Consider the following 25,107-nt stretch of genomic DNA (forward strand, 5'->3'; position numbering starts at 1 on the left):
AGCGCGCTGGCGCGCATCCGCCGGCTCCGTGCAGAGCACGGCCGGCATCACGCCGGCCAAATATCTCAATATTATTGGCGATCCCGATGCCCGCAAGCACGGGTCTTTCATTTTATGGGGGTTGTTACAGAGCGGATACATTCGCCGTCACGCGCCACATGCACCGCTTCGGTGCAGCCGAACCGGCCGGCACGCCGGTGCCGGCGCGCCGCATGCACGCTGCCGTGCCCGTCAGCGCGATGGCCACTTCCACGGCGGCAGGTCGCGCGAATCCGCATCGACGAGCACGGTCGCGCCCAGCTGCTTGTCGAGTACCAGCGACTCGCAACCGGCCTCGCGTTCGAGCGTCGCGATGAGCCGCGCCGCATGCGACACGACCAGTACCTGCGAACGCTGCGCGGCCTGCGCGATCAAGCGGCCGAGCGCCGGCAGCAGATCGGGGTGCAGGCTCGTCTCGGGTTCGTTCAGCACCATCAGCGCGGGCGGCCGCGGCGTCAGCAGCGCGGCGGCGAGCAGCAGGTAGCGCAGCGTGCCGTCCGACAGTTCGGCGGCCGCGAGCGGCCGCAGCAGCCCCGGCTGTCGCATCAGCAGGTCGAAGCGGCCGCGCGCGCCCGGATTGTCGATGTCGATCGATGCGCCGGGAAACGCGTCGTCGATCGCCGCGTCGAGCGCGGCGCCGTCGCCGATCTCGCGGATCGTCTGCAGCGCGGCGGCCAGGTCGGCGCCGTCGTCCGCGAGCACCGGCGTGTGGGTGCCGATGTGCGACTGCCGGGCCGGCGCCTGCGCATCGGTCCGGAAATGATCGTAGAAGCGCCACGAGCGGATCCGCTCGCGCACCGCGATCATCTCCGGCGCGCCGACCGGATCGGCGAACTCGGTCATCATGCTGTCAAAGCTCGCGACGGGCTGCGGCACCGTGTGCCAGTCGCCCGAGCCGGTGCGCGTGCGAATCTGCGCACCCTGCCGGTCGACCAGCAGCGTCGACGGACGCAGCAGCGCGCCGCCCCAGATGCATTCGCGCTTCACGACGGGATCGAGGCGAAACATCGACGCGTCGTTCTTGACCGGCAGGCCGAGATCGATCGCATAGCCGAAATCGTCGCCCGCGAAGCCGAGCTTGAGGCTCACGGGCCCGTTGCGCACCGTGCCGGTCACCGGCGTGTCGCCGGCGAGCATCGCGCGCGAAAATCGCTCGGGGCCTGCCCACAGCGTCGACGGCAGCCCGCCTTCGCGTGCGAGCGATGGAATCACGCGGCCCTGCGCGGTATCGGCAAGCAGCCGCAGCGCCCGATACACGCTGGACTTGCCGGTGCCGTTCGGCCCCGTGACGACGGTGAGCGCCGCGAGCGGCACGATCAGCTCGCGCAGCGAGCGGTAGTTGGCGATGGCGAGCGTCTTCAGCGCGGTCATGGGCAGGAATGGCAGCGGGCAACGGCGCGCGTTCAGCGGCCTTCGGTGGCCTTCGGATCGGCCGCGGTGTTGGCCGCCGTGCTGGCAGCGGGCGGCCGCGCATGCGGGCGTTCGGGATTCGGCTCGTCCGGCGCCGATTCATGCGGATACAGCTCCATCCGGCTGCGCGGCAGGCATTGCGGAAAGCGCGCCTGCAGGTACGCGATCAACCCTTCGCGCACGCGGCAGCGCAGATCCCAGCACGCCGACGAATCGACCGCGCTGACGAGCGCGCGCAACTGCATCGAGCGCTCGGTCGCGTCGGTCACCTGCAGCACCTGCACGCGGCCATCCCATTCGGGCGCCGCGTGGACGAGCCGCGCGAGTTCCTCGCGCAGCGGCGCGAGCGGCGTGCGGTAGTCGACCGACAGGTACACCGTGCCGATGATCTGCGAGCTGCTGCGCGTCCAGTTCGTGAACGGGTTTTCGATGATCCACTGCAGCGGGACGACGAGCCGGCGCTGGTCCCACAACCGCACCGACACGAACGAGCCGGTGATTTCCTCGATGCGACCCCACTCGCCCTGGATCACGACGACGTCGTCGAGCCGGATCGGCTGCGTGAGCGCGATCTGCAGCCCGGCAATCAGGTTGCCGAGCACCGGCCGCGCGGCGATACCGGCGACCAGGCCCGCGACGCCGGCCGACGCCAGCAGGCTCGCGCCGATCTGGCGCACGTTCGGGAACGTCATCAGCGCGGCGCCCGTGCCGATGGTCACGATCAGCACCATCACGGTACGCACGAGCACCTTGGCCTGGGTATGGACGCGCCGTGCGTGGAGGTTGTCGGCCGTATCCATCGGATGGGCCTGGACGATCGCGTCGCCGACGCCGGCCGCGAGCCGCACCAGCAGCCAGGTCAGCGCCACGATGGAGCCGACCGCGGCCGCGGTGCGCATCCCGCGCACGAACGACATGCCGTCGTCCGCCTGGACCCACAGGAATTCGAGCGCGAGCAGCGCGAGCGTGACGAGCGACGGTTTGTCGACGTAGCGCAGGATCGCGCTCGTCAGCGGATACGGCTTCGCGATGCGCCTGACGATGCGTGCGCCGAGACGATGCACGATCGCAACGACGAGTACGACGATGACGGACACGCACAGCGTGCCGAGCCACGTATGCAGCGGCGCATCGGCGATGCGCCGCACTTCCACGATTGAAATCATCGGCGCCCGGGATGCTGCGGTTATGACGCGCGGCGGCGTCGTCCTGGATGCGTCGGCGATGTCCGGGCGGCGCACACGCCCGGACCGGCGTCAGATCAGCTGCCGCCCCTGCAGGGGAATGCCTTGCCTAGACCGAGCGACACCGCGGTGCTCGCGTTGTAGTCGGCCAGCCTCGGGTTCTCCGCGATGTACTTGCGCACCGCGTCGGTCATCTGCTGCGTCCGGATGTCGGGCGGCAGGCAGAAATATTGCCCGACGCGCGGCCCGGTGGTGCCGCCGATCGCGTCGATGGTGTTGTAGACGCCATCGGCGGCGCCTTCGATGTAGGCCGCGCACGACGCCCGCGACTTGACGTCCGTCTTCGCGCACAGCCGGTCGAGATCCGCGCCCGTGAAAGCCGCCGCCGACAACGGCACGGCAAACGCCGCGGCACAAAACATAGCCCGCAACATGGTGTTCCTTATGTCAATGCGGCGCGAGGCCGCTCACTGCGCTGACCGGCGCGGCAGCCGCAACGCCCGCTGCCGGCCGGGTTGCGGCCGGCCGGGCGCTGCGCCAGCGCGCCGAAACCGTCATTTTGCACTCTTTTGCGCATCTGCCGGTGCCGATGCGCCGACGCGCACCGTCCGCTTGCTCAGGATGTCGATCGCGTCCGGCGCCTTGTAGTGCTTCGCGAACTCGAGCGCGGTGATGCCGAGCTGGTTCTTCACCTGCGGATCGGCGCCCTGGTCGAGCAGCAGGTTGACCGTCGACGCGTGGTTGCCGCGCGCGGCCATCATCAGCGGCGTCGTGCCGTTCGGCGACGCGGTGTCGATGTATGCGTCGTGGTCGAGCAGGATCCTGACGACGGCGTCCTGGCCGTTGGTGGCCGCGTAGTGCAGCGGCGCCCAGCCCTTCTTGCTGACTTCCGCGCCCTTGTCGATCAGCAGCTTGACGAGCTCGACGTCGCCGTTCAGCGACGCGAGCATCAGCGCGGTCTCGTCGGCCTTGTCGGTCTTCTCGAGGTCGACGTTCGGCGTCGTGGCGAGCGCCGCGGCGACCTTGTCGGACTTCTCGCGCGCGGCGATCACGAGCAGCGGGTCGCCGTTCGGCGCGAGCGTGTTCGGATCGAGCTTGCCGCTCTTGAGCTGCTTGCCGATGTCGGCGATGTCGTCGAACTTGACCGCCTTGACGATCGCGTCGAGCGACTCGGCATGCGCGCCGGCGGCGGCAAGCAGGCCGCTCGCGACGAGCGCGGCGGCGACGAGTGCGCGTTTGGGCAGGATGGTGGTCGGCTTCGTCATTGTTGTGGGCTCCTTCCCTGGGTTGTCGGCTGGGCGCGCGTCGTTAGCGCGCGATCTTGAACAGCCGGAAAAAGTTCTGGGTCGTCGCATCGGCGAGCGCCTCGACGGCAATCCCGCGTTCCGATGCGATAAAGCGTCCGACATGGCTGACGTACGCAGGTTCATTCGGCTTGCCGCGATACGGCACCGGCGCGAGGTACGGCGAGTCGGTTTCGATCAGCAGCCGCTCGAGCGGCACGCGCCGCGCGACGTCCTGCACGTCGGTCGCGTTCTTGAACGTGACGATGCCCGACAGCGAAATATGGAAGTTCTGCGCGAGCGCCTGCTCGGCGACCGGCCATGGCTCGGTGAAGCAATGCATCACGCCGCCCGGCACGTCCGCGCGCTCCTCGGCCATGATCCGCAGCGTATCTTCCGACGACGAGCGCGTATGGATGATCAGCGGCTTCATCGTCGCGGTCGCCGCGCGGATGTGCGTGCGAAAGCGCTCGCGCTGCCATTCCATGTCGGCGATCGAGCGGCCTTCGAGGCGGTAGTAGTCGAGGCCCGTCTCGCCGATCGCGACGACTTTCGGGTGCGCGGCCAGCTCGACGAGTTCCGCGAGCGTCGGCTCCCGTGCGTCCTCGTGATCCGGATGCACCCCGACCGACGCGTAGACGTTGTCGTGCGCCTGCGCGATCGCGAGCACGTCGGGCAGCGTCTCGAAGTCGACCGACACGCACAGCGCGTGCGTGACGTCGTGCTCGCGCATGTTCTCCAGCACGGCCGGCAAGCGGTCGGCGAGGCCCTTGAAATTGATGTGACAGTGAGAGTCGACGAACATCGTGCTTCCTGAATACGTAAGGCGGGCGCCACGCGCTCGCCGGCAATCATTTCACTACCCGGAGGAAATGATTCGCGCTCACGCGAACATTTCCCGATAACCGAGAAACAGTTCCTCGAATACGAGTCGCGCATTGAGCGGATGGTTCTCGACCGTCCGCTGGCGCGTCACGGCCTTCATGAAGCGCGCGAACGCATTCGCGTCGACGGCTTGCGCGCAACGCGCGAGCGCGGCCGCCTGCATCGGGAAGTAGCGCGGCGCGCCCGCCATCCGCTGGGCGAGCAGATCGTACAGCCAGCGCTGCAGCCAGCCGAGCACCAGCGGCACCGGCAGCTTCTGCAGCGTCTCGCCGCACGCGAACGGATCGCACGCGGCGCCGGCCGCAAGCTGGCCGAGCGTGAAATCGCGCAGCGGGCGGTTCTCGTCGCTCGCGAGCGCCAGCGCGGCGAGCGGCGCGCCGCCGGCTTCGGCGAGCAGCGCGCGCGCATCGTCGACGCCCTGCGCCGCGAGCCACGCCGCGGCCGCGTCCGGCGCCGGCACGGTCATCGGCCACTGCCGGCAACGGCTGATGATGGTCGGCAGCAACCGGTCGATGCGTGCCGACACCAGCAGGAACACGACGCCCGACGGCGGCTCCTCCAGCGTCTTCAGGAGCGCGTTCGACGCGGCGACGTTCAGCGCCTCGGCCGGGTACAGCACGACGACGCGCGCGCCGCCACGGTGCGAACCGACGCCGCAGAAGTCGAGCAATGCACGCACCTGCTCGATCTTGATTTCCTTGCTCGGCGCACGGGTTTTCTTGCCGCCTTCGTCGGCATCGGCCGGCTTCGCGTCGTCCGCGGCGCCCGGCGCTTCACCCGCGAGCGCCTCGGGCAGCACGATCCGGTAGTCCGGGTGGTTGCCCTGCGCGAACCACGTGCAGGCCGCGCAGGTGCCGCACGGCTCGCCGTTCGGCCGCGGCGCTTCGCACAGGAAGCCCTGCGCGAGATGCTGCGCGAACTGCAGCTTGCCGATCCCGGCCTGGCCGTGCAGCAGCAGCGCATGCGGCCATTGCGCACGCAGTTGCTGCAAACGGTTCCAGTCGTCGGTCTGCCACGGATAGATCATGTGGTGCGTTCCTTCGTGTTACAGCGCGGCGAGCACGCGTTCGAGCTGCTGGCGGATCTCGGGGATCGTCTGCGTCGCGTCGACGATCGCGAAGCGGTGCGGCGCCTCTTCGGCGCGCCGCAGGTATTCGGTGCGGGTGCGCGAGAAAAACGCGTCCGACTCGCTTTCGAACTTGTCCGGCATGCGCGCGGCACCGCGGCGCTCGCTCGCCACCTGCGGCGCGACGTCGAACAGCACCGTCAGGTCGGGCTGGAATCCGCCCTGCACCCAGCGCTCGAGCGTCTCGAGCTTGTCGCGCGGCAGCCCGCGGCCGCCGCCCTGGTACGCGAACGTCGCGTCGGTGAAGCGATCGGACACGACCCAGTCGCCGCGTGCGAGCGCCGGCTCGATCACGAGCGCGAGATGCTCGCGGCGCGCAGCGAACATCAGCAGCGCTTCGGTCTCGAGATCCATCGGCTGGTTCAGCAGGATCTCGCGCAGCTTCTCGCCGAGCTGCGTGCCGCCCGGCTCGCGGGTGACGACGACCTGCCGGCCGCTCGCGGCCAGCCTGGCCTGGAGGCGTTCGCAGAACCACGGGAGGTGGGTGGTCTTCCCCGCCCCGTCGATGCCTTCGAACGTGATGAATTTACCGCTCGCCATTATTGACCTCGTATGTACTTGTCCACGGCCTTGTTGTGATCGCCGAGCGTGTCCGAGAACACGCTCGTGCCGTCGCCCTTCGCGACGAAATACAGCGCACTCGTCGGGGCCGGATTGATCGCCGCCTGCAGCGAGGCGACGCCCGGCAGGGCGATCGGCGTCGGCGGCAGCCCGCGGCGCGTATAGGTATTGTAAGGAGTGTCGGCCTGCAGGTCGCGCTTGCGCAAGCGGCCGTCGTAGGCGTCGCCGAGGCCGTAGATCACCGACGGATCGGTCTGCAGCGGCATCCCGATGCGCAGCCGGTTCGCGAACACCGCCGCGACGAACGCGCGATCGGCCGCGTGCCCCGTTTCCTTTTCGACGATCGACGCGATCGTCAGCGCTTCGTAAGGCGACTTGTACGGCAGCCCCGGCGCGCGCGCGGCCCATGCCTCGTCGAGGCGCGTCTGCATCAGATGGTACGCGCGCCGGTAGATGTTCAGGTCGCTCGTGCCCTTGTCGAACAGGTAGGTGTCGGGGAAGAACAGCCCCTCGCCGCTGCCGCGCTGGATCGCGCTGTCCGGTGCGCCGATCGCGCGCAGCAGCTCGGCGTCGCTCATGCCGGCCGTCGCGTGCGCGAGATCGGGATTGCCGTCGAGTTCCGCGCGCATCCGCTTGAAGGTCCAGCCCTCGATCACGGTCGCGACGTACTCGTTTACGTCGCCGCGCGCGATCTTCTGCAGCACGTCGTACGGCGTGATGCCGGTCTTGAATTCGTAGTTGCCGGACTTGAGCCGGCTCGACAGCCCGAGCAGGCGCGTCATCGCGACGAAGCCGAGCGGCTCGACCGGCACGCCGCCACGCTTGAGCTGCAGCGCGACGCTCTTCACGCTGCTGCGCGGCTTGATCGTGACGTCGAGCGACGCGGCGCCCAGCAGCAGCGGCCGGGTCGCCCAGTAATATCCGCCGCCCGCGCCGGCAGCGGCCACAACGACGGCCAGCGCCACGACCGTCGCGGCGCATTTCTTCAGTAGGGACATGGAAACGAGACTCAGGTAAGACCCATATAATACTTGCTCGCCTTCGTCAAAGTCAGGGTTGACTGTTCCCTCATTCCATGAGCACACCGTTCGCTTCACCGGCTGCCCAGGCCGCATCTGCCTCGCTCCCCGTTTTCCCCCGCCCGCCCGCCGCCGATTTCGACGCGCCGGGCGCCTGCATCCCGCTTGCGCAATTCGGCGTGATCGACGTGGCCGGCGACGACGCCGCGACGTTCCTGCACAGCCAGCTCACCAACGACATCGAGCATCTCGATGCCGCGAGCGCGCGCCTGTCCGGCTATTGCTCGCCGAAAGGCCGCCTGCTCGCGTCGTTCCTCGCATGGCGCGCCGGTCACGGCGTGCGCCTGCTGGTGTCGAAGGACGTCCAGGCCGCCGTGCAGAAACGGCTGTCGATGTTTGTGCTGCGCGCGAAGGCGAAGCTCTCGGACGCGAGCGACACGCTCGCCGTGGTCGGCTTCGCGGGCGACGTGCGCGACGCGCTGTCGGGCATCTTCGACGCGCTGCCGGACGGCGTGCACGTGAAGGTCGACGGCCCGGCCGGGGCGTTGATCCGCGTACCGGACGCGGCCGGCCGCAAGCGCTACCTGTGGATCGGGCCGCGCGCGGAAGTCGACTCACGTGTCGCCGCGCTCACCGGCACGCTGCCGGTCGTATCGCCCGCCGTATGGGACTGGCTCGACGTGCGCGCGGGCGAACCGCGCATCACGCAACCGGCCGTCGAACAGTTCGTGCCGCAGATGGTCAACTTCGACGTGATCGGCGCCGTTAACTTCAGGAAGGGCTGCTACCCGGGCCAGGAAATCGTCGCGCGCAGCCAGTACCGCGGCACGATCAAGCGCCGCACCGCACTCGCGCACGTCGACGGCGAGACCGGCACCGTGCATGCCGGCGTCGAGCTGTTCCACAGCGACGACCCCGGCCAGCCGTGCGGAATGATCGTCAACGCGGCGGCCGCCCCCGCGGGCGGCGTCGACGCGCTCGTCGAGATCAAGCTGGCCGCGCTCGACAGCGGCACGGTGCATCTCGGTTCGGCCGACGGTCCGGCGCTCGCGTTCGACGCGCTGCCGTACGCGTGGCCGACGGAAGCGTGACGCACTGACAACCCGTTCGCGCGCCGGTTCGCACGTTGCAGCCGGCGCCCGATGTTTCCTGCGAGAGATTCGCCCGATGTGCCTGATTGCCTTCGACTGGCAGCCTGACGCCGCCGCCGGTCCCGTCTTTACCCTGACCGCCAATCGCGACGAATTCTTTCGCCGTACGAGTGCACCGCTTTCGTGGTGGGAGGACCTGCCGGGCGTGCTGGCCGGCCGCGATCTCGAAGCGGGCGGCACGTGGCTCGGCGTATCGCGCGATGGCCGCTTCGCGGCGCTGACCAACTACCGTGCGCCGTTCGACATCCGTGCGGGCGCGCCGACCCGCGGCAAGCTCGTGTCCGATTTCCTCCGCGGCGCGTCCGTCGCGCCGCTCGATTACCTCGGCGAACTGGCCGAGCATGCCGCCGTGTACAACGGCTTCAACCTGCTGGTCGGCGACTGGAAGCGGCGCGAACTCGCGTGGTTCTGCAACCGCGCGGCCGAGGGCGAGACCGGTGTCGCCGCGCCGGTCGCGATCGGCGCCGGCGTGCATGCGCTGTCGAATGCGCGGCTCGATACGCCCTGGCCGAAAGTCGTGCGCAAGCGCGCGGAACTCGGCACGCTGCTGACCGACAACCCGACCCCGTCGCTCGACGAACTGATCGAGCTGATGCGCGACCCGCACGTCGCGGACGACGCCGCGCTACCGAACACGGGTATTCCGATCGAGCGCGAGCGTGCGCTGTCGGCCGCGTTCATCGAGACGCCCGAATACGGCACGCGCGGCACGACCGCGCTGCGCGTGACGATGAAGGAAGGCGTGCGACTGACGGTCGACATCAAGGAACGCTGCGATGACGACGGCTCGCACCGCACCGTTCGCCCAGGCACGTTCGAGCGCGCGTTCACGTTCGACATCGACACGACGCAGCCGCGCTGAGCCCGCGCGTGCGGCGCCAGGCACCTTGGCGCTATGGCGCGCGCGCCATCTCGACGTGCGGCACCCCGATTTCGGTGAACGGCTCGCCGATCGCCGTGAAGCCGTGCCGCACATAGAACGATACCGCTGCCTGCTGCGCGTAGAGCCGCACGACCGGTTCGCCGCGGTACCGCGCCAGGTCCAGCAGCGCGTGCAGCACGGCCGATCCGGCACCCTGCCCGCGCGCGTCGGCCAGCACCGCGACGCGACCGATCGTGCCCGAGCGCAGCAGCCGCCCTGTTGCGATCGCGCGGCGCGCGCCGGTCACCGCATCGACCCGGTAGGCAACCGCGTGCAACGACAGCGGATCCTCGTCGTCGAGCTCCCATTCCGGCGGAATCCGCTGCTCGCGCACGAACACCGCGTCGCGAATGCGCGCGGCATCGCCGCCCAGCACCGTCCATCCGCCCGTTTCCACCAAGCCGTCCGTCATCGCTTCCTCCGCGCGGCGTCGGGCGCCGCCGCCGTCAACCGTCAAACGTCTTCGAATGCGGCCTGCAGCGCCGCCACCGCATCGGCGTGCGCGGCCCGCACCTCGGGCACGTAGCCGCCCATCTTGAAGAACTCGTGGATCATCCCGGCATAGCAGACCAGCGTGACCGCATTGCCGGCCGCGCGCAGCTTGTCCGCGTACGCGACGCCCTCGTCGCTCAGCGGATCGTATTCGGCCGTCGCGATCCACGCCGGCGCGACACCGGCGAACGAAGGCGCATCGCGCGTGCCGTCGAGCGGCGCGAAACGCCAGTCGTCACGGTCCGACCGGTCGCGCACGTATTGCGTGAAGAACCACTGGATCGTGTCCTGTGTCAGCAGGTAGCCGTTCGCGAGCCGTGCGTGCGACCCGGTGTCCTGGTAGCCCGTCACGCCCGGATAGATCAGCATCTGCAGCGCAAGCTCGATGCCCGCGTCGCGCGCGAGCACCGCGCAGACGGTCGCGAGCGTACCGCCGGCGCTATCGCCGCCGACCGCGAGCCGCGCGGCGTCGATGCCGAACGCGGCAGCCTCGCGATGCAGCCAGCGCAACGCATCTTCGGCATCGTTTACCGCGGTCGGAAATCTGTGTTCGGGCGCCAGCCGATAGTCGACCGACAACACGGCACAGCGCGCGTCGCGCGCGAACATCCGGCACAACGCGTCGTGCGTGTCGACGCTGCCGACCGTGAAGCCGCCACCGTGGTAATAGACGAGCGCCGGCAGCGGTTCGGCGAGGCTCGGCTCGACCGGCAGGTACAGTCGCGCACCGATCGTGCGGCCGTCGCGGGTCGGCACGACGCAGGCCTCGACCGCATACATCGACGCCGGCGCGACGTCGAGAATCGGCGCGCTCCTTTCGTACGCGGCGCGCGCCTGCTGCGGCGTCTGGTGGTGATAGGACGGACGTTTCGCGCGCTCGACCATGTCGAGTATCTGGGCGATCTTCGGATTCAGCGGCATCGGTAAGGACGGCGCGTGCTGCGCCGTGAGCGGACAAGCGTCACATGATGCCACGCACGGGTCAGACAAGCTGCACGAGCTGCTTGCCGAAATTATGGCCTTTCAGGAGCCCGAGAAAGGCGTCCGGCGCCCGCTCGAGCCCATAGGCGATCGTCTCGCGGTAATGCAGCTGCTTCGTCGCGACCAGTGCGCTCAATTCGGCCAGCGCGGGCGGCCACGCGTCGGGATGCTCGAACACGATGAAGCCCTGCATCGTCAGCCGCGAGCGCAGGATCAGGCCCGGGTTCGCAAGCGGCACGGGCACGCCGTCGTAGCCGGCGATCATCCCGCACACGGCGATCCGGCCGAACGCGTTCATCCGCGCCATCGTCGTGTCGAGCACCGCGCCGCCGACGTTCTCGAAGCAGCCGTCGACGCCGTCGGGCGTCGCGGCGGCCAGGTCATCGGCCAGCCGGCCGGCCTTGTAGTCGACACACGCGTCGAAGCCGAGCGTGTCGACCACGTAGCGGCACTTGTCGGGGCCGCCCGCGATGCCGACCGCGCGGCAACCGGCGCGCTTCGCGAGCTGCCCGACGACGCTGCCGACCGCGCCGCTCGCCGCGCTGACGACGACGGTTTCGCCGGCCTTCGGCGCGATGATCCGGTTCAGCCCGACCCACGCGGTCACGCCCGGCATCCCGGTCACGCCGAGCCAGGCCGACAGCGGCACCCGCGACGTGTCGACCTTGCGCAGCCCGCTGCCGTCCGACGTCCCGTATTCCTGCCAGCCGAACTGGCCGACCACCTGCTCGCCGACCCCAAACTCCGGGTGCCGCGATTCGATCACCTCGCCCGCCGTGCCGCCGATCATCACCTCGTTCAACGGCTGCGGCACCGCGTACGACTTCGCGTCGTTCATGCGTCCGCGCATGTAGGGGTCGAGCGACAGGAAATGGTTGCGTACCCGCAGTTCGCCGTCGGCGAGCGGCACGAGCGGCGTTTCGACGAGCCGGAAGTTCTCGATGCTCGCGGCGCCTTGCGGGCGCGACACGAGCAGGATCCGGCGGTTGACCGTATTCATTGCTGTCTCCTTGGCTTCATGCGCACCGAATCGCCCTCCCGCTGTGAAGCCATGCCGCAAGACAAAGCGGCCCTGCCTTCGATCAGGCGGGGCCGCGCGTCCCGGCGCTTACGCGTCGCTCGGGCCGGGCTGCGCATCCGGCGCCGTGCGCGAGCGTTGCCGCTTGATGTCGCGGCCCACCGCGAGCCGGCGCATGTACTTGAACGTGCCGAGCGCCTTCGCGACGAAGTTGCCGTCGCTGTCGCGCACTTCGCCTTCGCAGTACGCCATCGTCGTCGAACGATGCATCACGCGGCCGTACGCGCGCAGTTCGCCGCGGCCCGGCTGCATGAAGTTCACCTTCATCTCGACCGTGACGACACCAACGCCGTCGTCGGTCAGGCTGCGCGCGGCCATCGCGAGCGCGATGTCCGACAGCGTCATCGTCACGCCGCCGTGCGCGATGCCCCACGTGTTCATGTGCCGCTCGTCGAGCGGCAGCACGATCTCGCTCGCGCCGTCCTTCGCGGACACCAGCCGCACGCCGAGCAGATCGACGAACGGGCTTTCGATCGACGGGCCGTCCGCCGGGGATGCCGCGTCGCTCATCGTGCGCTGCCGGACAGGTAGTCGACGCACTGGCGCGACTCGGCCACCGCCACGATGAATTTCTTCACTTCCTGGTGAACCGGGTGCACCTGGTACGCATCGAGCGCGGCCTGGTCCGTGAAATCGGACACGAGCACGACGTCCGACGTCGCCTCGAGGCCCGGCGTCGCGATGCCGACGTCGAGCTGCAGGATGCCCGGCACGAGGTCGCGGCAGCCTTCGAGCTTTTCCTTCAGCTTCAGCGCGTTCTGCGCGCGCGTGCCGCCTTCGGCCGATTCCTTCAGCTTCCACATGACGATATGTCTGATCACTTCCGTTGCTCCAGTTCGTTGAAAGGCACGCCGCCGGTTCGCCGCATCCGCGGCGGGCGACGCGCCCCGTCGGTTGTCAGTCTGCGCTGCTTGTGCTGCTTGTGCTGTTTGCCCGCGGTTGCGGGCAAGCCGGGACGCAACGCGCAGAGTCTCGGCTGTCGTCCGGTATTTCCGGCGACGATACGCCGCTTTTGCGTCGCATCGATATGCGTCGACGCGATCCGGCGCACGACGGCAGGCACCAAGCCTACCAAATTGACGCACCCGATGGGGCGATCGTGCGATCGGCGGTCCGGCGGGACCGTCGGCAACGGCAACAGCAACGCGGCGCATGCAGGACGCGCAGCCGGAGCATGCAGCAGCCGTCGCGTCGCGATAGCGCGCCGGCAAAACGAAGCCCCGCAAGCGCATCCGCCTGCGGGGCTTCGTCGATTCAGGTTGCGCACGAAACGGACTGCGCAGCGCAGCACGCCGTTGCGTTGCCTCCCCGCGCGTCACCGTGCCGCTGGCGCGGCGGCCGGCCGTCAGTGCGCGACCACGCGATTGCGTCCGTCGCGCTTTGCCTGATACAGCCTTTCATCGACCGCGCGCAGCAACGCATCGACCGTGCCCCCGTCGACACCGTACTGCGCGACGCCGACGCTGACCGTCACCTGCACGCGCTTGAAGTCGAGCCCGAACGGCGCACTCGCGATCGACGAACGCACGCGTTCGGCCGTCATCCGCGCGCCCTCGAGCGGCATCTCGGGCAACAGCGCCATGAACTCCTCGCCGCCGACACGCGCCAGCGCACCGGCCGGGCGGATCGCCTCGAGACACTGGCGCACGACGCCGCGCAGCACTTCGTCGCCGATCTGGTGCCCGTACGCGTCGTTGATGTGCTTGAAGTTGTCGAGATCGAGCGCCAGCAGGCAGAACGGCGTGCCGTCGCGCTCCGCGCGCACGATCTCGCGCTCCACCTGCGCGATGAACTGGCGGCGGTTCGACGCGCCCGTCATCGGATCGGTCGCCGCCATGTATTCGAGCTTCTGGTTCGTGCGCCGCAATTCCTGCAGCGCACTCTCGGTGCGTGCCATCGATTCCGACAGCCGGCTCATCAGATCTTCCTGGCTGTAGATCGCGGAGAACGAGCGCGTCGTCTGCAACGCCTGCACGACGCCATAGCTCAACAGGAAGAAGCCGCCCGCGAAAATCGCATGCGCGAGCCACCACATGTGATTCCACGGCTTGCCGAGCAGGAAGGCGAGCGACGACAGCGCGAACGCCATGATCGACACGCCGTAGATCACCATCAACGGCGAGCGGATGCGCCGCGCGAGCAGCAGGCCGACGTTCAGCAGCGAAAACACGAGCGCGCCGCCTTCCATCGACGTGCGCGTGCCGAACGCGCCCGCGACCGGCGAATACGCGATGTACGCGACCGCCACGTTGACGACCAGGAACAACACGATCCATGGCAGCCACGTTCCCGCGCGTGTCCGCTTCTCGATGCGATCGGGCGGCCGGGAATACGACAGCAGGCCGGTCAGCAGCAGGGCCGACATCACGAACCGCGACGCGGGCCCGTACAGCAGGAACAGCCAGATATTGTGGTGCGCCATCCCGGTGAAGAGACCGTGCATCGCATAGATCATCGCGAAGCCGAGAAAGCCGAGTGTCAGCCAGCGCAGCAGCGGCTCGCCGGACGAGCGGTAGCATACCCACGTCACGTAGGTGACGAACGCGCCCTCGAGGGTCGCGGCCGCGATCGCGAGTTCATGGAATGCATGGCTCTCGAACAGGACGTGCGGGTCGCTGAAGAACCACAGATAGGCAATGAGATAGGCCGGCAGCAATGCAAATCCGACCAGCAGGCATTTCGCGTAGAGCCTCGCGGCCGCGCTGACGACGCGCGGCGGTTCCCCGGCTGCATAGGTCGTGCTCAATTCGGTCCCCGTTCGGTCTGCTGCGTGATTCGAACGCTCGCGGCACCGGAAACGCGTGATGCATCGTCTGCGCCGGCTACCGGAAACGCGTCGCGTGCGTCGATGCGATGCACGCGCGGGCTCATCCCGACGAAAGGCAAATGTCAGAGCAAGTATAGGTCCCGCAATTCATTTGACAAGTAAGGGGAAACGGCAGCTTCGAACCGGCACGCTTTACCTCCCGAGCCTTACGAATCGCGCCTGCGCACTGCCGATTCGCGACCGCGGCGTCCCTCCCGGCAAGCCGCGGCCGCCCACGATCTCACGTCAGACGATTTCGAACAGTCCGGCAGCTCCCTGCCCGCCGCCGATGCACATCGTGACGACCACGTATTTCACGCCGCGCCGCTTGCCTTCGATCAGCGCGTGGCCGGTCAGGCGCGCGCCCGACACGCCGTACGGATGGCCGACCGCGATCGCGCCGCCGTTCACGTTCAGCCGGTCATCAGGAATCCCGAGCGTGTCGCGGCAGTACAGCACCTGCACCGCAAACGCTTCGTTCAATTCCCACAGGCCGATGTCGTCGACCTTCAGCCCCGCCTGCTTCAGCAGCTTCGGCACCGCGAACACCGGGCCGATGCCCATCTCGTCCGGCTCGCAACCGGCCACCGCGAAGCCGCGGAACACGCCGAGCGGCTGCAGCCCCTCGCGCTGCGCGACATCCGCGTTCATCACCACGCACGCCGACGCACCGTCCGAGAACTGGCTTGCGTTGCCCGCGGTGATCACGCCGCCCGGCACGGCCGACCGGATCTTCGATACACCTTCGAGCGTCGTGTCGGGCCGAATGCCTTCATCGGCCGACACCGTCACCTCCTGGGTGAACAACCGTCCCGTCGCCTTGTCGGCAATTCCCGCGCGCACCGTGATCGGCACGATTTCGTCGTTGAAGCGCCCGGCTTCCTGCGCGGCCGCGGCCCGCAATTGCGACTGCACGCCGTATGCGTCCTGGCGCGCCTTCTCGATCCCGTAGCGCTTCGCGACGTTCTCCGCCGTCTGCAGCATGTTCCAGTAGATCTCGGGCTTGTGTTCGACGAGCCATCCTTCCTGCACCATGTGCCGGTTCATCTCGTTCTGCACGCACGAGATCGATTCGACGCCGCCCGCGACATACACGTCGCCCTCGCCCGCGATGATCCGCTGCGCGGCGAGCGCGATCGTCTGCAGCCCGGACGAGCAGAAACGGTTCACCGTCATCCCCGGTACGCTCACCGGCAGCCCGGCGCGCAGCGCGATCTGCCGCGCGATGTTCGCGCCGGTCGCGCCCTCGGGGTTTGCGCAGCCCATGATCACGTCCTCGATGCGCGCGGGGTCGAGCTTCGCGCGTTCGAGCGCGGCCGCGACCACGTGGCCGCCGAGCGTCGCGCCGTGCGTCATGTTGAAGGCGCCGCGCCACGATTTCGCGAGCGGCGTGCGTGCGGTCGATACGATTACGGCTTCGGTCATGCGAGTCTCCTTCGGTCCTGCTTCATGTCCTGAATCGGATGGGAATGCGCTACGCCGTCGGGCGCGCGCCTGCGGACGTCACATGCGCGACGCTCGCTGCCTGCATCTGTTGCCATGCGTGCGCAAGCGACCCGTTCAGGTCGATCGCACGGCACGCATCGTCGATCACCGCGGCCTCGAAGCCCGCCGCACGCGCATCGAGCGCGGACCATGCGACGCAATAGTCGGTCGCGAGCCCGCAGCACCACACGCGCTTCGCGCCGAGCTCGCGCAGATAGCCGGCGAGCCCCGTGCGCGTCGTGCGGTCGGCTTCGACGAATGCGGAATAGCTGTCGACCTGTGCGTCGCCACCCTTGCGGATCACGAGCCGAGCATGCGGGATGTCGAGGTCGCGATGCAGCGCCGCGCCATCGGTGTCCTGCACGCAGTGCACGGGCCACAACACCTGCTCGCCATACGGCAGCGCGAGCGTCGAGAACGGTTCTCGCCCCGGGTGGTTCGCCGCGAACGACACGTGCTCGCGCGGGTGCCAGTCCTGCGTCAGCACGACCTGGTCGAAGCGTTGCGCGAGCGCGTTGATCACCGGCACGACCGCATCGCCGTCCGGCACCGCGAGTGCGCCGCCCGGCATGAAGTCGTACTGCACGTCGATCACGAGCAACACGTCGTCAGTGCGTCTCATTGCGTTTCTCCTTGCGAGCCCGGCCGGGCGGTCGCGCACGCGGGCCCTCAGCCGTTGAAGCCGCGCCCGGCTTGTGCCAGTTCGACGATCGACGGCGCGAGCTGCCAGGCATCGCCGTTCGGCGCGGCCGCGTAGCGGCGGATCGCCCGCTCGACGTTGTAGAGGCCGACCATGTCCGCGTACAGCATCGGGCCGCCGCGCCACAGCGGGAAGCCGTAACCGGTCAGATAGACCATGTCGATGTCGGACGCCTTCGACGCGATCTTCTCCTCGAGAATCTTCGCGCCTTCGTTGACGAGCGCGAACACGAGCCGCTCGACGATCTCGTCGTCGCCGATCTTGCGCCGCTCGACGCCGCGCTCCTTCGAATACGCGACGACCATCTCGTCGACGAGCGCCGACGGCTTCGCCTTGCGCTCGCCCGGCACATAGTCGTACCAGCCGCCGCCCGTCTTCTGGCCGAAGCGGCCCTGCTCGCACAGGCGGTCGGCGATCTTCGAGTACTGCAGATCGGGCTGCTCGACATAGCGGCGCTTGCGGATCGCCCAGCCGATGTCGTTGCCGGCAAGGTCGCTCATCCGGAACGGCCCCATCGCGAAACCGAACTTCTCGATCGCGCGATCGACCTGCGCGGGCAGCGCGCCTTCCTCGAGCATGAAGAGTGCCTGGCGGATGTACTGCTCGATCATCCGGTTGCCGATGAAGCCGTCGCACACGCCCGACACGACCGCCGTCTTGCGGATCTTCTTCGCGACGGCCATCACGGTCGCGAGCACGTCCTTCGCGGTCTGCGCGCCGCGCACGACCTCGAGCAGCTTCATCACGTTCGCGGGGCTGAAGAAGTGCATGCCGACGACGTCCTGCGGACGCTTCGTGAACGCGGCGATCTTGTCGACGTCGAGCGTCGACGTGTTCGATGCGAGGATCGCACCGGGCTTCGCCACCGCGTCGAGCCGGCCGAACACCTGCTCCTTCACGCCGAGCTCCTCGAACACGGCCTCGACGATCAGGTCCGCATCCTTCAGGTCGTCGTAGGACAGCGTCGGCGTGATCAGCGCCATGCGCGCGTCGAGCTTCTGCTGCGTGAGCTTGCCCTTCTTCACCTGCGCGTCGTAGTTCTTGCGGATCGTGGCCAGCCCGCGCTCGAGCGCGTCCTGCTTCGTCTCGAGCAGCGTGACGGGCAGGCCCGCGTTGATGAAATTCATCGCGATCCCGCCGCCCATCGTGCCCGCGCCGATCACGCCGACGCGGCGGATCTCGCGCACCGGCGTATCGGCCGGCACGTCGGGAATCTTGCTCGCGGCGCGCTCGCCGAAGAACGCATGCCGCAGCGCGCGGCTTTCCGGCGTCATCATCAGCGCGACGAAGCCGTCGCGTTCGGCAACGCTGCCCTTGTCGAAACCGTTCAGCACGCCGGCCTCGATCGCATCGATGCACTTGTGCGGCGCGGGGAAATTCGGCGCGGCCGCCCGCGCGGAATTGCGCGCGAACTGGATGAAGCCCGCGGCATTCTCGTGGACGATCTTGCGATCGCGCACGCGCGGATGCGGCCCCTTCTGTCCACCGGCCTTGCGCGCGAACGCGACGGCCGCGTCGAGCAGGTCGCCGTCGGCCATTTCGTCGAACAGCCCGCTCGTCGCAAGCTGCTCCGACGGCACCGGCGCGCCCGACACGATCATGTTCAGCGCGGTTTCGAGCCCCACCGCGCGCGGCAGCCGCTGCGTGCCGCCCGCACCCGGCAACAGGCCGAGCTTCACTTCGGGCAGCGCGACCTGCGCACCGGGCGCCGCGACGCGATAATGCGCGCCGAGCGCGAGCTCCAGGCCGCCGCCCATCACGACGCTGTGCAGCGCCGCGACGACCGGCTTCGCGCTCGCCTCCACCGCGCGGATCACGGTGTGCAGCGTCGGCTCCTGCAGGGCCTTCGGGGTATTGAATTCGGTGATGTCGGCGCCGCCCGAGAACGCACGGCCCGCGCCGGTCAGCACGATCGCCGTGACCGACGGATCCTGCGCGGCGCGATCGAGCGCGTCCATGACACCCTGACGCGTCGACAGGCCGAGCCCGTTGACGGGCGGATTGTTGAGCGTGATGACGGCCACGCCGTCGCGAGTCGAGTAATCCACTGCCATCTGCCTGCCTCCATGCATCGCGCGCCGGGGTGGCTGCGCTTCAGCTTCATTGTGCGCGGTCGAACGGCCGCATGTCCGGATCGAACGGAGGCAGCATACAACAAAAAAGCACGGTCGTTCAATTTGAATTTTTCCCGATCCGGGGGACGGATCGGGCGACCATGCGGCAGGCCGTCGGTGGCCGACGCTTACGGCGCGCAGACCGCCGTGGGCAGCACGTAGTCGCGGAACGTCTCGCGCAACTTCAGCTTCTGCAGCTTGCCGGTCGCGGTGTGCGGCAGCGATTCGACGAACACGACGTCGTCGGGCACCCACCATTTCGCGACCTTGCCCTCGTAGAATGCGAGCAGCGCGTCACGGGTCAGGTTCGCGCCCTCGCGCGGCACCACGACGAGCAGCGGACGCTCGGTCCATTTCGGGTGCGCGCACGCGATGCAGGCGGCTTCGGCGACGCCCGGGTGCGCGATCGCGACGTTCTCGAGGTCGATCGAGCTGATCCACTCGCCGCCCGACTTGATCACGTCCTTGCTGCGGTCGGTGATCTGCAGGAAGCCGTCGGGGTCGATCGTCGCGACGTCGCCGGTCGGAAACCAGCCGTCCGACAGCGGCGACGCATCGCTCTTGAAGTAGCGATCGATCACCCACGGCCCGCGCACCTGCAACTCGCCGAAGGCGACGCCATCCCACGGCAGTTCGTGCCCGTCGTCGCCGACGATCCGCATGTCGACCCCGCAGATCACGCGCCCCTGCTTCTCGAGCAGCCGGCGTTGCGTGTCGAGCGGCCGCTGCGACTGCGCCCAGTTCAGCTTCGCGAGCGTGCCGAGCGGCGACAGCTCGGTCATCCCCCACGCATGGATCACGCGCACGCCGTATTCGTCCTCGAACGTGCGCAGCATCGCGGGCGGGCAAGCGGAGCCGCCGATCACCGTGCGGTTGAGCGTCGAAAAGCGCACGCCGGCCTCGCGCATGTAGTTCAGCAGCCCGAGCCACACGGTCGGCACGCCCGCGGAGAACGTCACGCGTTCGGCCTCCATCAGGTCGTACAGCGACTTGCCGTCGAGGTCCTTGCCGGGCAGCACGAGCTTGCCGCCCGTGAGCGGCACCGCGTACGGCAGCCCCCACGCGTTCACATGGAACATCGGCACGACGGGCAGCACGGCGTCCAGCGCCGACAGGTTCATCGCATCGGGCAGCGCGGCGCCATAGGCGTGCAGCACCGTCGAGCGATGCGAATACAGCACGCCCTTCGGGTGGCCGGTCGTGCCCGACGTGTAGCAGAGGCCCGACGCCTGCAGCTCGTCGAGGCGCGGCCAGTCGTAGCGGCCGTCCTCCGCTTCCACCAGCGTTTCGTAGCACAGGTACGGCGTCGCGCCGGACGGCAGATGCGCGGCGTCGGTCATTGCGATCCAGCCCTTCACGTGCGGGCACTGCGGCGCGATCGCATCGACGAGCGGCGCGAAATTGATGTCGAAGAAGACGTAGCGGTCTTCCGCGTGATTGACGATGTAGGCGATCTGCTCGGGAAAGAGGCGCGGGTTGATCGTATGGCACACGGCGCCCATCCCGCCGATCCCGTAATACGCCTCCAGATGCCGGTAGCCGTTCCAGGCCAGCGTGCCCACGCGCTCGCCCGATTCGACGCCGAGCCGTGCGAGCGCCTGCGCGAGCCGCTTCGCGCGCTGCTCGCAGTCGCGGTACGTGTAGCGATGCAGGTCGCCTTCCACGCGCCTCGACACGATCTCCGTGTCGCCGGCGTAACGCGCGGCATGCGCGATCAGCGACGACACCAGCAACGGCATGTCCATCATCTGGCCCAGCAACGGCTTACCCATCGTCTTGTTCTCCCGGAAGGACGCGAATCGGTGACCCGCCTCGCAGCGGTGCGCCGGCCTGCAACCCGTCCACGGCCCGGACAGGGCTGGCGCAACGCGCGCGGGCCGCCATGCGGGCGGCGCGGCGCCGCCTTACAATATCGGCTTACCCAGAGGCGCTCAACATGTCGTTTTCCCGAAGCGCAGCCGATACGGCTGACACTCTCCCCGACCTCGCCGCGACGCTCGGCGCGCCCGCTGCCGGCGCGTTCGTCACGCTCGGCGACGCGTTTCATACGCGGCTGCCGGCCGCGCCGCTGCCCGCGCCGTACGTCGTCGGCTGTTCCGATGAAGTCGCGCACCTGCTCGGCCTGCCGCCATCGCTCTCCACGCAGCCCGCCTTCGCCGAGCTGTTCGCCGGCAACCCGACGCGCGACTGGCCCGCAAACGCGCTGCCGTACGCGTCGGTGTATTCCGGTCACCAGTTCGGCGTGTGGGCCGGCCAGCTCGGCGACGGCCGCGCGCTGACGATCGGCGAACTGCCCGGCACCGACGGCCGGCGCTACGAACTGCAGATCAAGGGCGGCGGCCGCACGCCGTACTCGCGGATGGGCGACGGCCGCGCGGTGCTGCGTTCGTCGATCCGCGAATTCCTGTGTTCGGAAGCGATGCATCACCTCGGCATTCCGACCACGCGCGCACTCACGGTGATCGGCTCCGACCAGCCGGTGGTGCGCGAGGAGATCGAGACGTCGGCCGTCGTCACGCGCGTGTCGGAGAGCTTCGTGCGCTTCGGCCACTTCGAGCACTTCTTCTCGAACGATCGCCCCGACCTGCTGCGCCAGCTCGCCGATCACGTGATCGACCGCTTCTATCCGGCCTGCCGCGACGCCGACGATCCGTATCTCGCGCTGCTCGAAGCCGCAACGTTGCGCACGGCCGACCTCGTCACGCAATGGCAGGCGGTCGGCTTCTGCCACGGCGTGATGAATACCGACAACATGTCGATCCTCGGACTGACGATCGACTATGGCCCGTTCGGCTTCGTCGACTCGTTCGACGCGAACCACATCTGCAACCACTCCGACACGAGCGGCCGCTACGCGTACCGGATGCAGCCGCGCATCGCGCACTGGAACTGCTACTGCCTCGCGCAGGCGCTGCTGCCGCTGATCGGGCTGCAGCACGGCATCGCCGACGACGACGCGCGCGCCGAGCGTGCGGTGGAAGACGCGCAAGCCGTGCTCGCGACGTTTCCCGAACGCTTCGGCCCCGCGCTCGAACGCGCGATGCGCGCGAAGCTCGGCCTCGCGCTCGAACGCGAGCACGACGCCGAGCTCGCGAACAAGCTGCTCGAAACGATGCACGCGAGCCATGCGGACTTCACGCTGACGTTCCGCCGCCTCGCGCAAATTTCGAAGCGCGACGCGAGCCGTGACGCGCCGGTGCGCGACCTGTTCATCGATCGCGACGCATTCGATGCGTGGGCGAACCTGTACCGTGCGCGGCTGTCCGAGGAGACGCGCGACGACGCGGCCCGCGCGGACGCGATGAATCGCGTGAACCCGAAATACGTGCTGCGCAACCATCTCGCCGAAGTCGCGATCCGGCGCGCGAAAGAGAAGGATTTTTCCGAAGTCGAACGACTCGCACGGATCCTGCGCCGGCCGTTCGACGAACAACCGGAACATGAAGCGTATGCGGCATTGCCGCCCGACTGGGCCGGGTCGCTCGAAGTGAGCTGCTCGTCGTGATCCGCACGACCCGACCGACCGATCAGGAGAACTCCCACATGTCACACGATTCCGACGATAAAACCTTTCCGTACCGGAAGGACGACGCCGAACTGCGCCGCCGGCTCACGCCGCTGCAGTACGAGGTCACGCAGCATGCGGCGACCGAGCGTGCGTTCACCGGCGAATACACCGACACGGAAGACACCGGCATCTACAAATGCGTCGTCTGCAGCACGCCGCTGTTCGAATCCGGCGCGAAATTCCATTCGGGCTGCGGCTGGCCCAGCTACTTCAAGCCGCTGAACGGCGAGGTGATCGACGAGAAGATCGACCGCTCGCACGGGATGGTCCGCGTCGAGGTCCGCTGCAACCATTGCGGTGCGCATCTCGGCCACGTGTTCGAGGACGGCCCGCGCGACCAGACCGGTTTGCGGTACTGCATCAATTCGGCTGCGTTAAACTTCGAGTCCCGACCCGAAAACGACTGAGCGGCGCCGGACGGATCGGTCGGACAGCCTCCCCGGCTGCCCCGATCCCCGGACGGCGGCGCCTGGCGGGTCCCCACAACGGTGACAGGCCGCGCGATGCGGCCTGTCACGCAGCTGCGAGCGCCATGAAATTCCTGTTCGATCTGTTTCCGATCATCCTGTTTTTCGCCGCCTTCAAGGTCTGGGGCATCTTCACCGCCACCGCGGTCGCGATCGTCGCGACGCTGGCCCAGGTCGCCTGGGTCGCTTTCCGGCACCGGAAGGTCGACACGATGCTGTGGGTCAGCCTCGGCGTGATCGTCGTCTTCGGCGGCGCCACCCTCGTCCTGCACGACGAAAAATTCATTCAATGGAAACCGACTGTGCTGTACTGGCTGTTTGCGATCGGGCTGTTCGCCGCACGCTATGCGTTCGGCAACAACCTGATCGAGAAGATGATGGGCAAGCAGCTCACGCTGCCGCACCCCGTGTGGGACAAACTGAACGTCGCATGGGCGCTGTTCTTCGCGGTGCTCGGCGTCGCGAACCTGTACGTGGTCCGCAACTACACCGAATCGCAGTGGGTGAACTTCAAGCTGTTCGGCACGACGGGGGCCATGGTCGTGTTCATCATCCTGCAGAGCCTGTGGCTCACGAAGTACCTGAAGGACGAATGACATGACCGACGCCTTTCTCAACGCCTCGCCCGACGAGCGCATCGCACTGATCGAAGCCCGCCTCACCGCGTCGCTTGCCCCGCTGTCGCTCACGGTGCGCGACGACAGCGCGCAGCACGCGGGCCACGCCGGCGCGGCCGCCGGTGGCCACTTCATGGTGACGATCGTGTCGGCCGCCTTCGCGGGCAAGCCGCGCGTCGCGCGGCACCGGCTGGTGTATGATGCGCTCGCTGATGCGATGCAGCGCGGCATTCACGCGCTCGCGATCGTGGCTTATACGCCCGAAGAATTCAACGAATCTTCAATCTAGTCTCAACAGGAATTCCCGATGATCCTGAAATCCCCCCGCCTGTGGGTCGCGGCGGCTGCTTTCGCAGCGGCACCGGCATTCGCCCAGAACATCGCCGTCGTCAACGGCACGCCGATTCCGAAGTCGCGCGCCGATGCGATGGTCGCGCAGCTCGTCCAGCAAGGCCAGTCCGACGGCCCGCAACTTCAGCAGGCCGTGCGCCAGGAACTCGTGAACCGCGAAATCCTGATGCAGGAAGCGATCCGCGAAGGCATCCCGAGCCGTCCGGACGTGAAGGCGCAGATCGCCGTCGCTCAACAGACGGTCGTGCTGCGCTCGATGATCGAAAGCTTCCTGAAGAAGAACCAGCCGACCGACGCCGAAGTGAAGGCGCGCTATGACGACCTCGTGAAGGGTGCCGGCGGCAACCGCGAGTATCACCTGCACCATATCCTCGTCGACAGCGAGCAGCAGGCGAAGGACCTGATCGCGAAGATCAAGGGCGGCGCGAAGTTCGAGGATCTGGCGAAGCAGTACTCGAAGGATCCGGGTTCGGGCAAGAACGGCGGCGATCTCGACTGGTCCGACCCGAAGGCATACGTGCCGGAATTCGCGGCAGCCGCGCAGAAGCTGCAGAAAGGCCAGATGACCGACGAGCCGGTGAAGACGCAGTTCGGCTGGCACATCATCCGTGTCGACGACATCCGCGACGTCGCGCCGCCGCCGTTCGATCAGGTGAAGGCCCAGATCGCGCAGCAGCTCGTGCAGCAGAAGCTGCAGGCGTTCGAGGAAGGTCTGCGCCAGCAGGCGAAGATCCAGTAACGTCGGCGCACATCGCCCGCGCGAAGGCCGCTCCCTGGAGCGGCCTTTTTTGTGCGCGCTTTGCCGCTGCGGCACGCGCGTTGCAATCCGGATCCGCCGGGATGCCGCCCTGGATACCGCCCATCAGCA

Annotated in this window: 25 protein-coding genes; 7 read left to right on the forward strand and 18 right to left on the reverse strand. The window is 68.2% G+C overall.

All coding sequences use genetic code 11. The annotated features are described in order from the left end of the window. Positions 1 to 231 precede the first annotated feature (231 nt). The 8 genes from ACTJKF_RS07455 to mltG form a co-directional block, all read right to left on the reverse strand. Positions 232 to 1,410, reverse strand: coding sequence for an AAA family ATPase (locus tag ACTJKF_RS07455; RefSeq protein WP_440622929.1), 1,179 nt, complete (start codon positions 1,408 to 1,410; stop codon positions 232 to 234). A 32-nt stretch (positions 1,411 to 1,442) separates the two neighbouring features. Next, the gene (locus tag ACTJKF_RS07460) at positions 1,443 to 2,615 is read right to left on the reverse strand and encodes a mechanosensitive ion channel family protein (RefSeq protein WP_440622930.1); all 1,173 of its coding nucleotides are present in this window, start codon (positions 2,613 to 2,615) and stop codon (positions 1,443 to 1,445) included. 95 nt (positions 2,616 to 2,710) lie between these two features. After that, positions 2,711 to 3,067 (reverse strand): Rap1a/Tai family immunity protein, encoded by a 357-nt coding sequence (locus ACTJKF_RS07465; protein ID WP_440622931.1) that lies wholly within the window; start codon positions 3,065 to 3,067, stop codon positions 2,711 to 2,713. 120 nt (positions 3,068 to 3,187) lie between these two features. Further along, a complete protein-coding gene (locus ACTJKF_RS07470) occupies positions 3,188 to 3,898 on the reverse strand; it encodes an ankyrin repeat domain-containing protein (protein WP_440622932.1) in 711 nt (236 codons plus the stop codon). Between the two features lie 43 nt (positions 3,899 to 3,941). After that, entirely contained in the window at positions 3,942 to 4,721 is a 780-nt protein-coding gene (locus tag ACTJKF_RS07475; protein WP_440622933.1) for a TatD family hydrolase, read from the reverse strand. A 78-nt stretch (positions 4,722 to 4,799) separates the two neighbouring features. Next, positions 4,800 to 5,828 carry a DNA polymerase III subunit delta' gene (locus tag ACTJKF_RS07480; RefSeq protein ID WP_440622934.1) on the reverse strand — a complete coding sequence of 343 codons (1,029 nt, stop codon included), beginning with the start codon at positions 5,826 to 5,828 and terminating at the stop codon, positions 4,800 to 4,802. Between the two features lie 18 nt (positions 5,829 to 5,846). Continuing rightward, a complete protein-coding gene (gene tmk / locus ACTJKF_RS07485; RefSeq protein ID WP_440622935.1) occupies positions 5,847 to 6,467 on the reverse strand; it encodes a dTMP kinase in 621 nt (206 codons plus the stop codon). Then, positions 6,467 to 7,486: an endolytic transglycosylase MltG gene (mltG, locus tag ACTJKF_RS07490; protein WP_440622936.1), complete on the reverse strand. Its 1,020-nt coding sequence runs from the start codon at positions 7,484 to 7,486 to the stop codon at positions 6,467 to 6,469. The genes tmk and mltG overlap by 1 nt, the downstream gene beginning before the upstream one ends. Positions 7,487 to 7,563: 77 nt before the next feature. Between mltG and ygfZ the strand changes: the two genes are divergently transcribed. Together ygfZ and ACTJKF_RS07500 are read left to right on the forward strand one after the other, a co-directional pair. Next, the gene (gene ygfZ, locus ACTJKF_RS07495; RefSeq protein WP_440622937.1) at positions 7,564 to 8,598 is read left to right on the forward strand and encodes a CAF17-like 4Fe-4S cluster assembly/insertion protein YgfZ; all 1,035 of its coding nucleotides are present in this window, start codon (positions 7,564 to 7,566) and stop codon (positions 8,596 to 8,598) included. A gap of 76 nt (positions 8,599 to 8,674) precedes the next feature. Next, entirely contained in the window at positions 8,675 to 9,520 is an 846-nt protein-coding gene (locus ACTJKF_RS07500; RefSeq protein WP_440622938.1) for an NRDE family protein, read from the forward strand. 31 nt (positions 9,521 to 9,551) lie between these two features. Here ACTJKF_RS07500 and ACTJKF_RS07505 read toward each other — a convergent pair whose 3' ends face one another. The 10 genes from ACTJKF_RS07505 to ACTJKF_RS07550 form a co-directional block, all read right to left on the reverse strand. After that, positions 9,552 to 9,992 (reverse strand): GNAT family N-acetyltransferase, encoded by a 441-nt coding sequence (locus tag ACTJKF_RS07505; protein ID WP_440622939.1) that lies wholly within the window; start codon positions 9,990 to 9,992, stop codon positions 9,552 to 9,554. A gap of 41 nt (positions 9,993 to 10,033) precedes the next feature. Then, positions 10,034 to 10,993 carry an alpha/beta hydrolase gene (locus tag ACTJKF_RS07510; protein ID WP_440622940.1) on the reverse strand — a complete coding sequence of 320 codons (960 nt, stop codon included), beginning with the start codon at positions 10,991 to 10,993 and terminating at the stop codon, positions 10,034 to 10,036. 61 nt (positions 10,994 to 11,054) lie between these two features. Beyond that, positions 11,055 to 12,053 (reverse strand): NADP-dependent oxidoreductase, encoded by a 999-nt coding sequence (locus ACTJKF_RS07515; RefSeq protein WP_440622941.1) that lies wholly within the window; start codon positions 12,051 to 12,053, stop codon positions 11,055 to 11,057. Positions 12,054 to 12,161: 108 nt separating this feature from the next. Then, on the reverse strand, positions 12,162 to 12,641 hold the full coding sequence (locus tag ACTJKF_RS07520) for a PaaI family thioesterase (protein WP_440622942.1): 480 nt from the start codon (positions 12,639 to 12,641) through the stop codon (positions 12,162 to 12,164). Beyond that, entirely contained in the window at positions 12,638 to 12,952 is a 315-nt protein-coding gene (locus tag ACTJKF_RS07525; RefSeq protein ID WP_440622943.1) for a Dabb family protein, read from the reverse strand. Before ACTJKF_RS07525 ends, ACTJKF_RS07520 begins: the two co-directional genes overlap by 4 nt. A gap of 524 nt (positions 12,953 to 13,476) precedes the next feature. Continuing rightward, complete coding sequence (locus ACTJKF_RS07530) at positions 13,477 to 14,877, reverse strand: GGDEF domain-containing protein (protein ID WP_440622944.1); 1,401 nt, start codon at positions 14,875 to 14,877, stop codon at positions 13,477 to 13,479. 306 nt (positions 14,878 to 15,183) lie between these two features. Continuing rightward, positions 15,184 to 16,362: an acetyl-CoA C-acyltransferase gene (locus ACTJKF_RS07535; protein ID WP_440622945.1), complete on the reverse strand. Its 1,179-nt coding sequence runs from the start codon at positions 16,360 to 16,362 to the stop codon at positions 15,184 to 15,186. Positions 16,363 to 16,411: 49 nt separating this feature from the next. After that, entirely contained in the window at positions 16,412 to 17,044 is a 633-nt protein-coding gene (gene pncA, locus ACTJKF_RS07540; RefSeq protein WP_440622946.1) for a bifunctional nicotinamidase/pyrazinamidase, read from the reverse strand. Positions 17,045 to 17,091: 47 nt separating this feature from the next. Continuing rightward, the gene (locus tag ACTJKF_RS07545; RefSeq protein WP_440622947.1) at positions 17,092 to 19,176 is read right to left on the reverse strand and encodes a 3-hydroxyacyl-CoA dehydrogenase NAD-binding domain-containing protein; all 2,085 of its coding nucleotides are present in this window, start codon (positions 19,174 to 19,176) and stop codon (positions 17,092 to 17,094) included. A gap of 188 nt (positions 19,177 to 19,364) precedes the next feature. Then, entirely contained in the window at positions 19,365 to 21,008 is a 1,644-nt protein-coding gene (locus tag ACTJKF_RS07550; protein ID WP_440622948.1) for a 3-(methylthio)propionyl-CoA ligase, read from the reverse strand. 164 nt (positions 21,009 to 21,172) lie between these two features. Between ACTJKF_RS07550 and ACTJKF_RS07555 the strand changes: the two genes are divergently transcribed. The 5 genes from ACTJKF_RS07555 (at position 21,173) to ACTJKF_RS07575 (ending at position 24,978) form a co-directional block, all read left to right on the forward strand. After that, complete coding sequence (locus ACTJKF_RS07555) at positions 21,173 to 22,741, forward strand: protein adenylyltransferase SelO (protein ID WP_440622949.1); 1,569 nt, start codon at positions 21,173 to 21,175, stop codon at positions 22,739 to 22,741. 38 nt (positions 22,742 to 22,779) lie between these two features. After that, the gene (gene msrB / locus ACTJKF_RS07560; RefSeq protein WP_440622950.1) at positions 22,780 to 23,211 is read left to right on the forward strand and encodes a peptide-methionine (R)-S-oxide reductase MsrB; all 432 of its coding nucleotides are present in this window, start codon (positions 22,780 to 22,782) and stop codon (positions 23,209 to 23,211) included. A gap of 125 nt (positions 23,212 to 23,336) precedes the next feature. Continuing rightward, positions 23,337 to 23,867, forward strand: a complete 531-nt coding sequence (locus ACTJKF_RS07565; protein ID WP_098556068.1) for a septation protein A — start codon at positions 23,337 to 23,339, stop codon at positions 23,865 to 23,867. A gap of 1 nt (position 23,868) precedes the next feature. Next, on the forward strand, positions 23,869 to 24,177 hold the full coding sequence (locus ACTJKF_RS07570; RefSeq protein WP_440622951.1) for a BolA family protein: 309 nt from the start codon (positions 23,869 to 23,871) through the stop codon (positions 24,175 to 24,177). An 18-nt stretch (positions 24,178 to 24,195) separates the two neighbouring features. Further along, complete coding sequence (locus ACTJKF_RS07575; RefSeq protein WP_440622952.1) at positions 24,196 to 24,978, forward strand: peptidylprolyl isomerase; 783 nt, start codon at positions 24,196 to 24,198, stop codon at positions 24,976 to 24,978. Positions 24,979 to 25,107: the final 129 nt, after the last annotated feature.

Source organism: Burkholderia sp. 22313, from assembly GCF_052045245.1.
Taxonomy (GTDB): Bacteria; Pseudomonadota; Gammaproteobacteria; order Burkholderiales; family Burkholderiaceae; genus Burkholderia.

What these genes read in the sequence shown, in the direction of transcription:
- ACTJKF_RS07455 (WP_440622929.1), bottom strand. Translation starts at nt 1,410, where the DNA reads ATGACCGCGCTGAAGACGCTCGCCATCGCCAACTACCGCTCGCTGCGC.
- ACTJKF_RS07460 (WP_440622930.1), bottom strand. Translation starts at nt 2,615, where the DNA reads ATGATTTCAATCGTGGAAGTGCGGCGCATCGCCGATGCGCCGCTGCAT.
- ACTJKF_RS07465 (WP_440622931.1), bottom strand. Translation starts at nt 3,067, where the DNA reads ATGTTGCGGGCTATGTTTTGTGCCGCGGCGTTTGCCGTGCCGTTGTCG.
- ACTJKF_RS07470 (WP_440622932.1), bottom strand. Translation starts at nt 3,898, where the DNA reads ATGACGAAGCCGACCACCATCCTGCCCAAACGCGCACTCGTCGCCGCC.
- ACTJKF_RS07475 (WP_440622933.1), bottom strand. Translation starts at nt 4,721, where the DNA reads ATGTTCGTCGACTCTCACTGTCACATCAATTTCAAGGGCCTCGCCGAC.
- ACTJKF_RS07480 (WP_440622934.1), bottom strand. Translation starts at nt 5,828, where the DNA reads ATGATCTATCCGTGGCAGACCGACGACTGGAACCGTTTGCAGCAACTG.
- tmk (WP_440622935.1), bottom strand. Translation starts at nt 6,467, where the DNA reads ATGGCGAGCGGTAAATTCATCACGTTCGAAGGCATCGACGGGGCGGGG.
- mltG (WP_440622936.1), bottom strand. Translation starts at nt 7,486, where the DNA reads ATGTCCCTACTGAAGAAATGCGCCGCGACGGTCGTGGCGCTGGCCGTC.
- ygfZ (WP_440622937.1), top strand. Translation starts at nt 7,564, where the DNA reads ATGAGCACACCGTTCGCTTCACCGGCTGCCCAGGCCGCATCTGCCTCG.
- ACTJKF_RS07500 (WP_440622938.1), top strand. Translation starts at nt 8,675, where the DNA reads ATGTGCCTGATTGCCTTCGACTGGCAGCCTGACGCCGCCGCCGGTCCC.
- ACTJKF_RS07505 (WP_440622939.1), bottom strand. Translation starts at nt 9,992, where the DNA reads ATGACGGACGGCTTGGTGGAAACGGGCGGATGGACGGTGCTGGGCGGC.
- ACTJKF_RS07510 (WP_440622940.1), bottom strand. Translation starts at nt 10,993, where the DNA reads ATGCCGCTGAATCCGAAGATCGCCCAGATACTCGACATGGTCGAGCGC.
- ACTJKF_RS07515 (WP_440622941.1), bottom strand. Translation starts at nt 12,053, where the DNA reads ATGAATACGGTCAACCGCCGGATCCTGCTCGTGTCGCGCCCGCAAGGC.
- ACTJKF_RS07520 (WP_440622942.1), bottom strand. Translation starts at nt 12,641, where the DNA reads ATGAGCGACGCGGCATCCCCGGCGGACGGCCCGTCGATCGAAAGCCCG.
- ACTJKF_RS07535 (WP_440622945.1), bottom strand. Translation starts at nt 16,362, where the DNA reads ATGACCGAAGCCGTAATCGTATCGACCGCACGCACGCCGCTCGCGAAA.
- pncA (WP_440622946.1), bottom strand. Translation starts at nt 17,044, where the DNA reads ATGAGACGCACTGACGACGTGTTGCTCGTGATCGACGTGCAGTACGAC.
- ACTJKF_RS07545 (WP_440622947.1), bottom strand. Translation starts at nt 19,176, where the DNA reads ATGGCAGTGGATTACTCGACTCGCGACGGCGTGGCCGTCATCACGCTC.
- ACTJKF_RS07550 (WP_440622948.1), bottom strand. Translation starts at nt 21,008, where the DNA reads ATGGGTAAGCCGTTGCTGGGCCAGATGATGGACATGCCGTTGCTGGTG.
- ACTJKF_RS07555 (WP_440622949.1), top strand. Translation starts at nt 21,173, where the DNA reads ATGTCGTTTTCCCGAAGCGCAGCCGATACGGCTGACACTCTCCCCGAC.
- msrB (WP_440622950.1), top strand. Translation starts at nt 22,780, where the DNA reads ATGTCACACGATTCCGACGATAAAACCTTTCCGTACCGGAAGGACGAC.
- ACTJKF_RS07565 (WP_098556068.1), top strand. Translation starts at nt 23,337, where the DNA reads ATGAAATTCCTGTTCGATCTGTTTCCGATCATCCTGTTTTTCGCCGCC.
- ACTJKF_RS07570 (WP_440622951.1), top strand. Translation starts at nt 23,869, where the DNA reads ATGACCGACGCCTTTCTCAACGCCTCGCCCGACGAGCGCATCGCACTG.
- ACTJKF_RS07575 (WP_440622952.1), top strand. Translation starts at nt 24,196, where the DNA reads ATGATCCTGAAATCCCCCCGCCTGTGGGTCGCGGCGGCTGCTTTCGCA.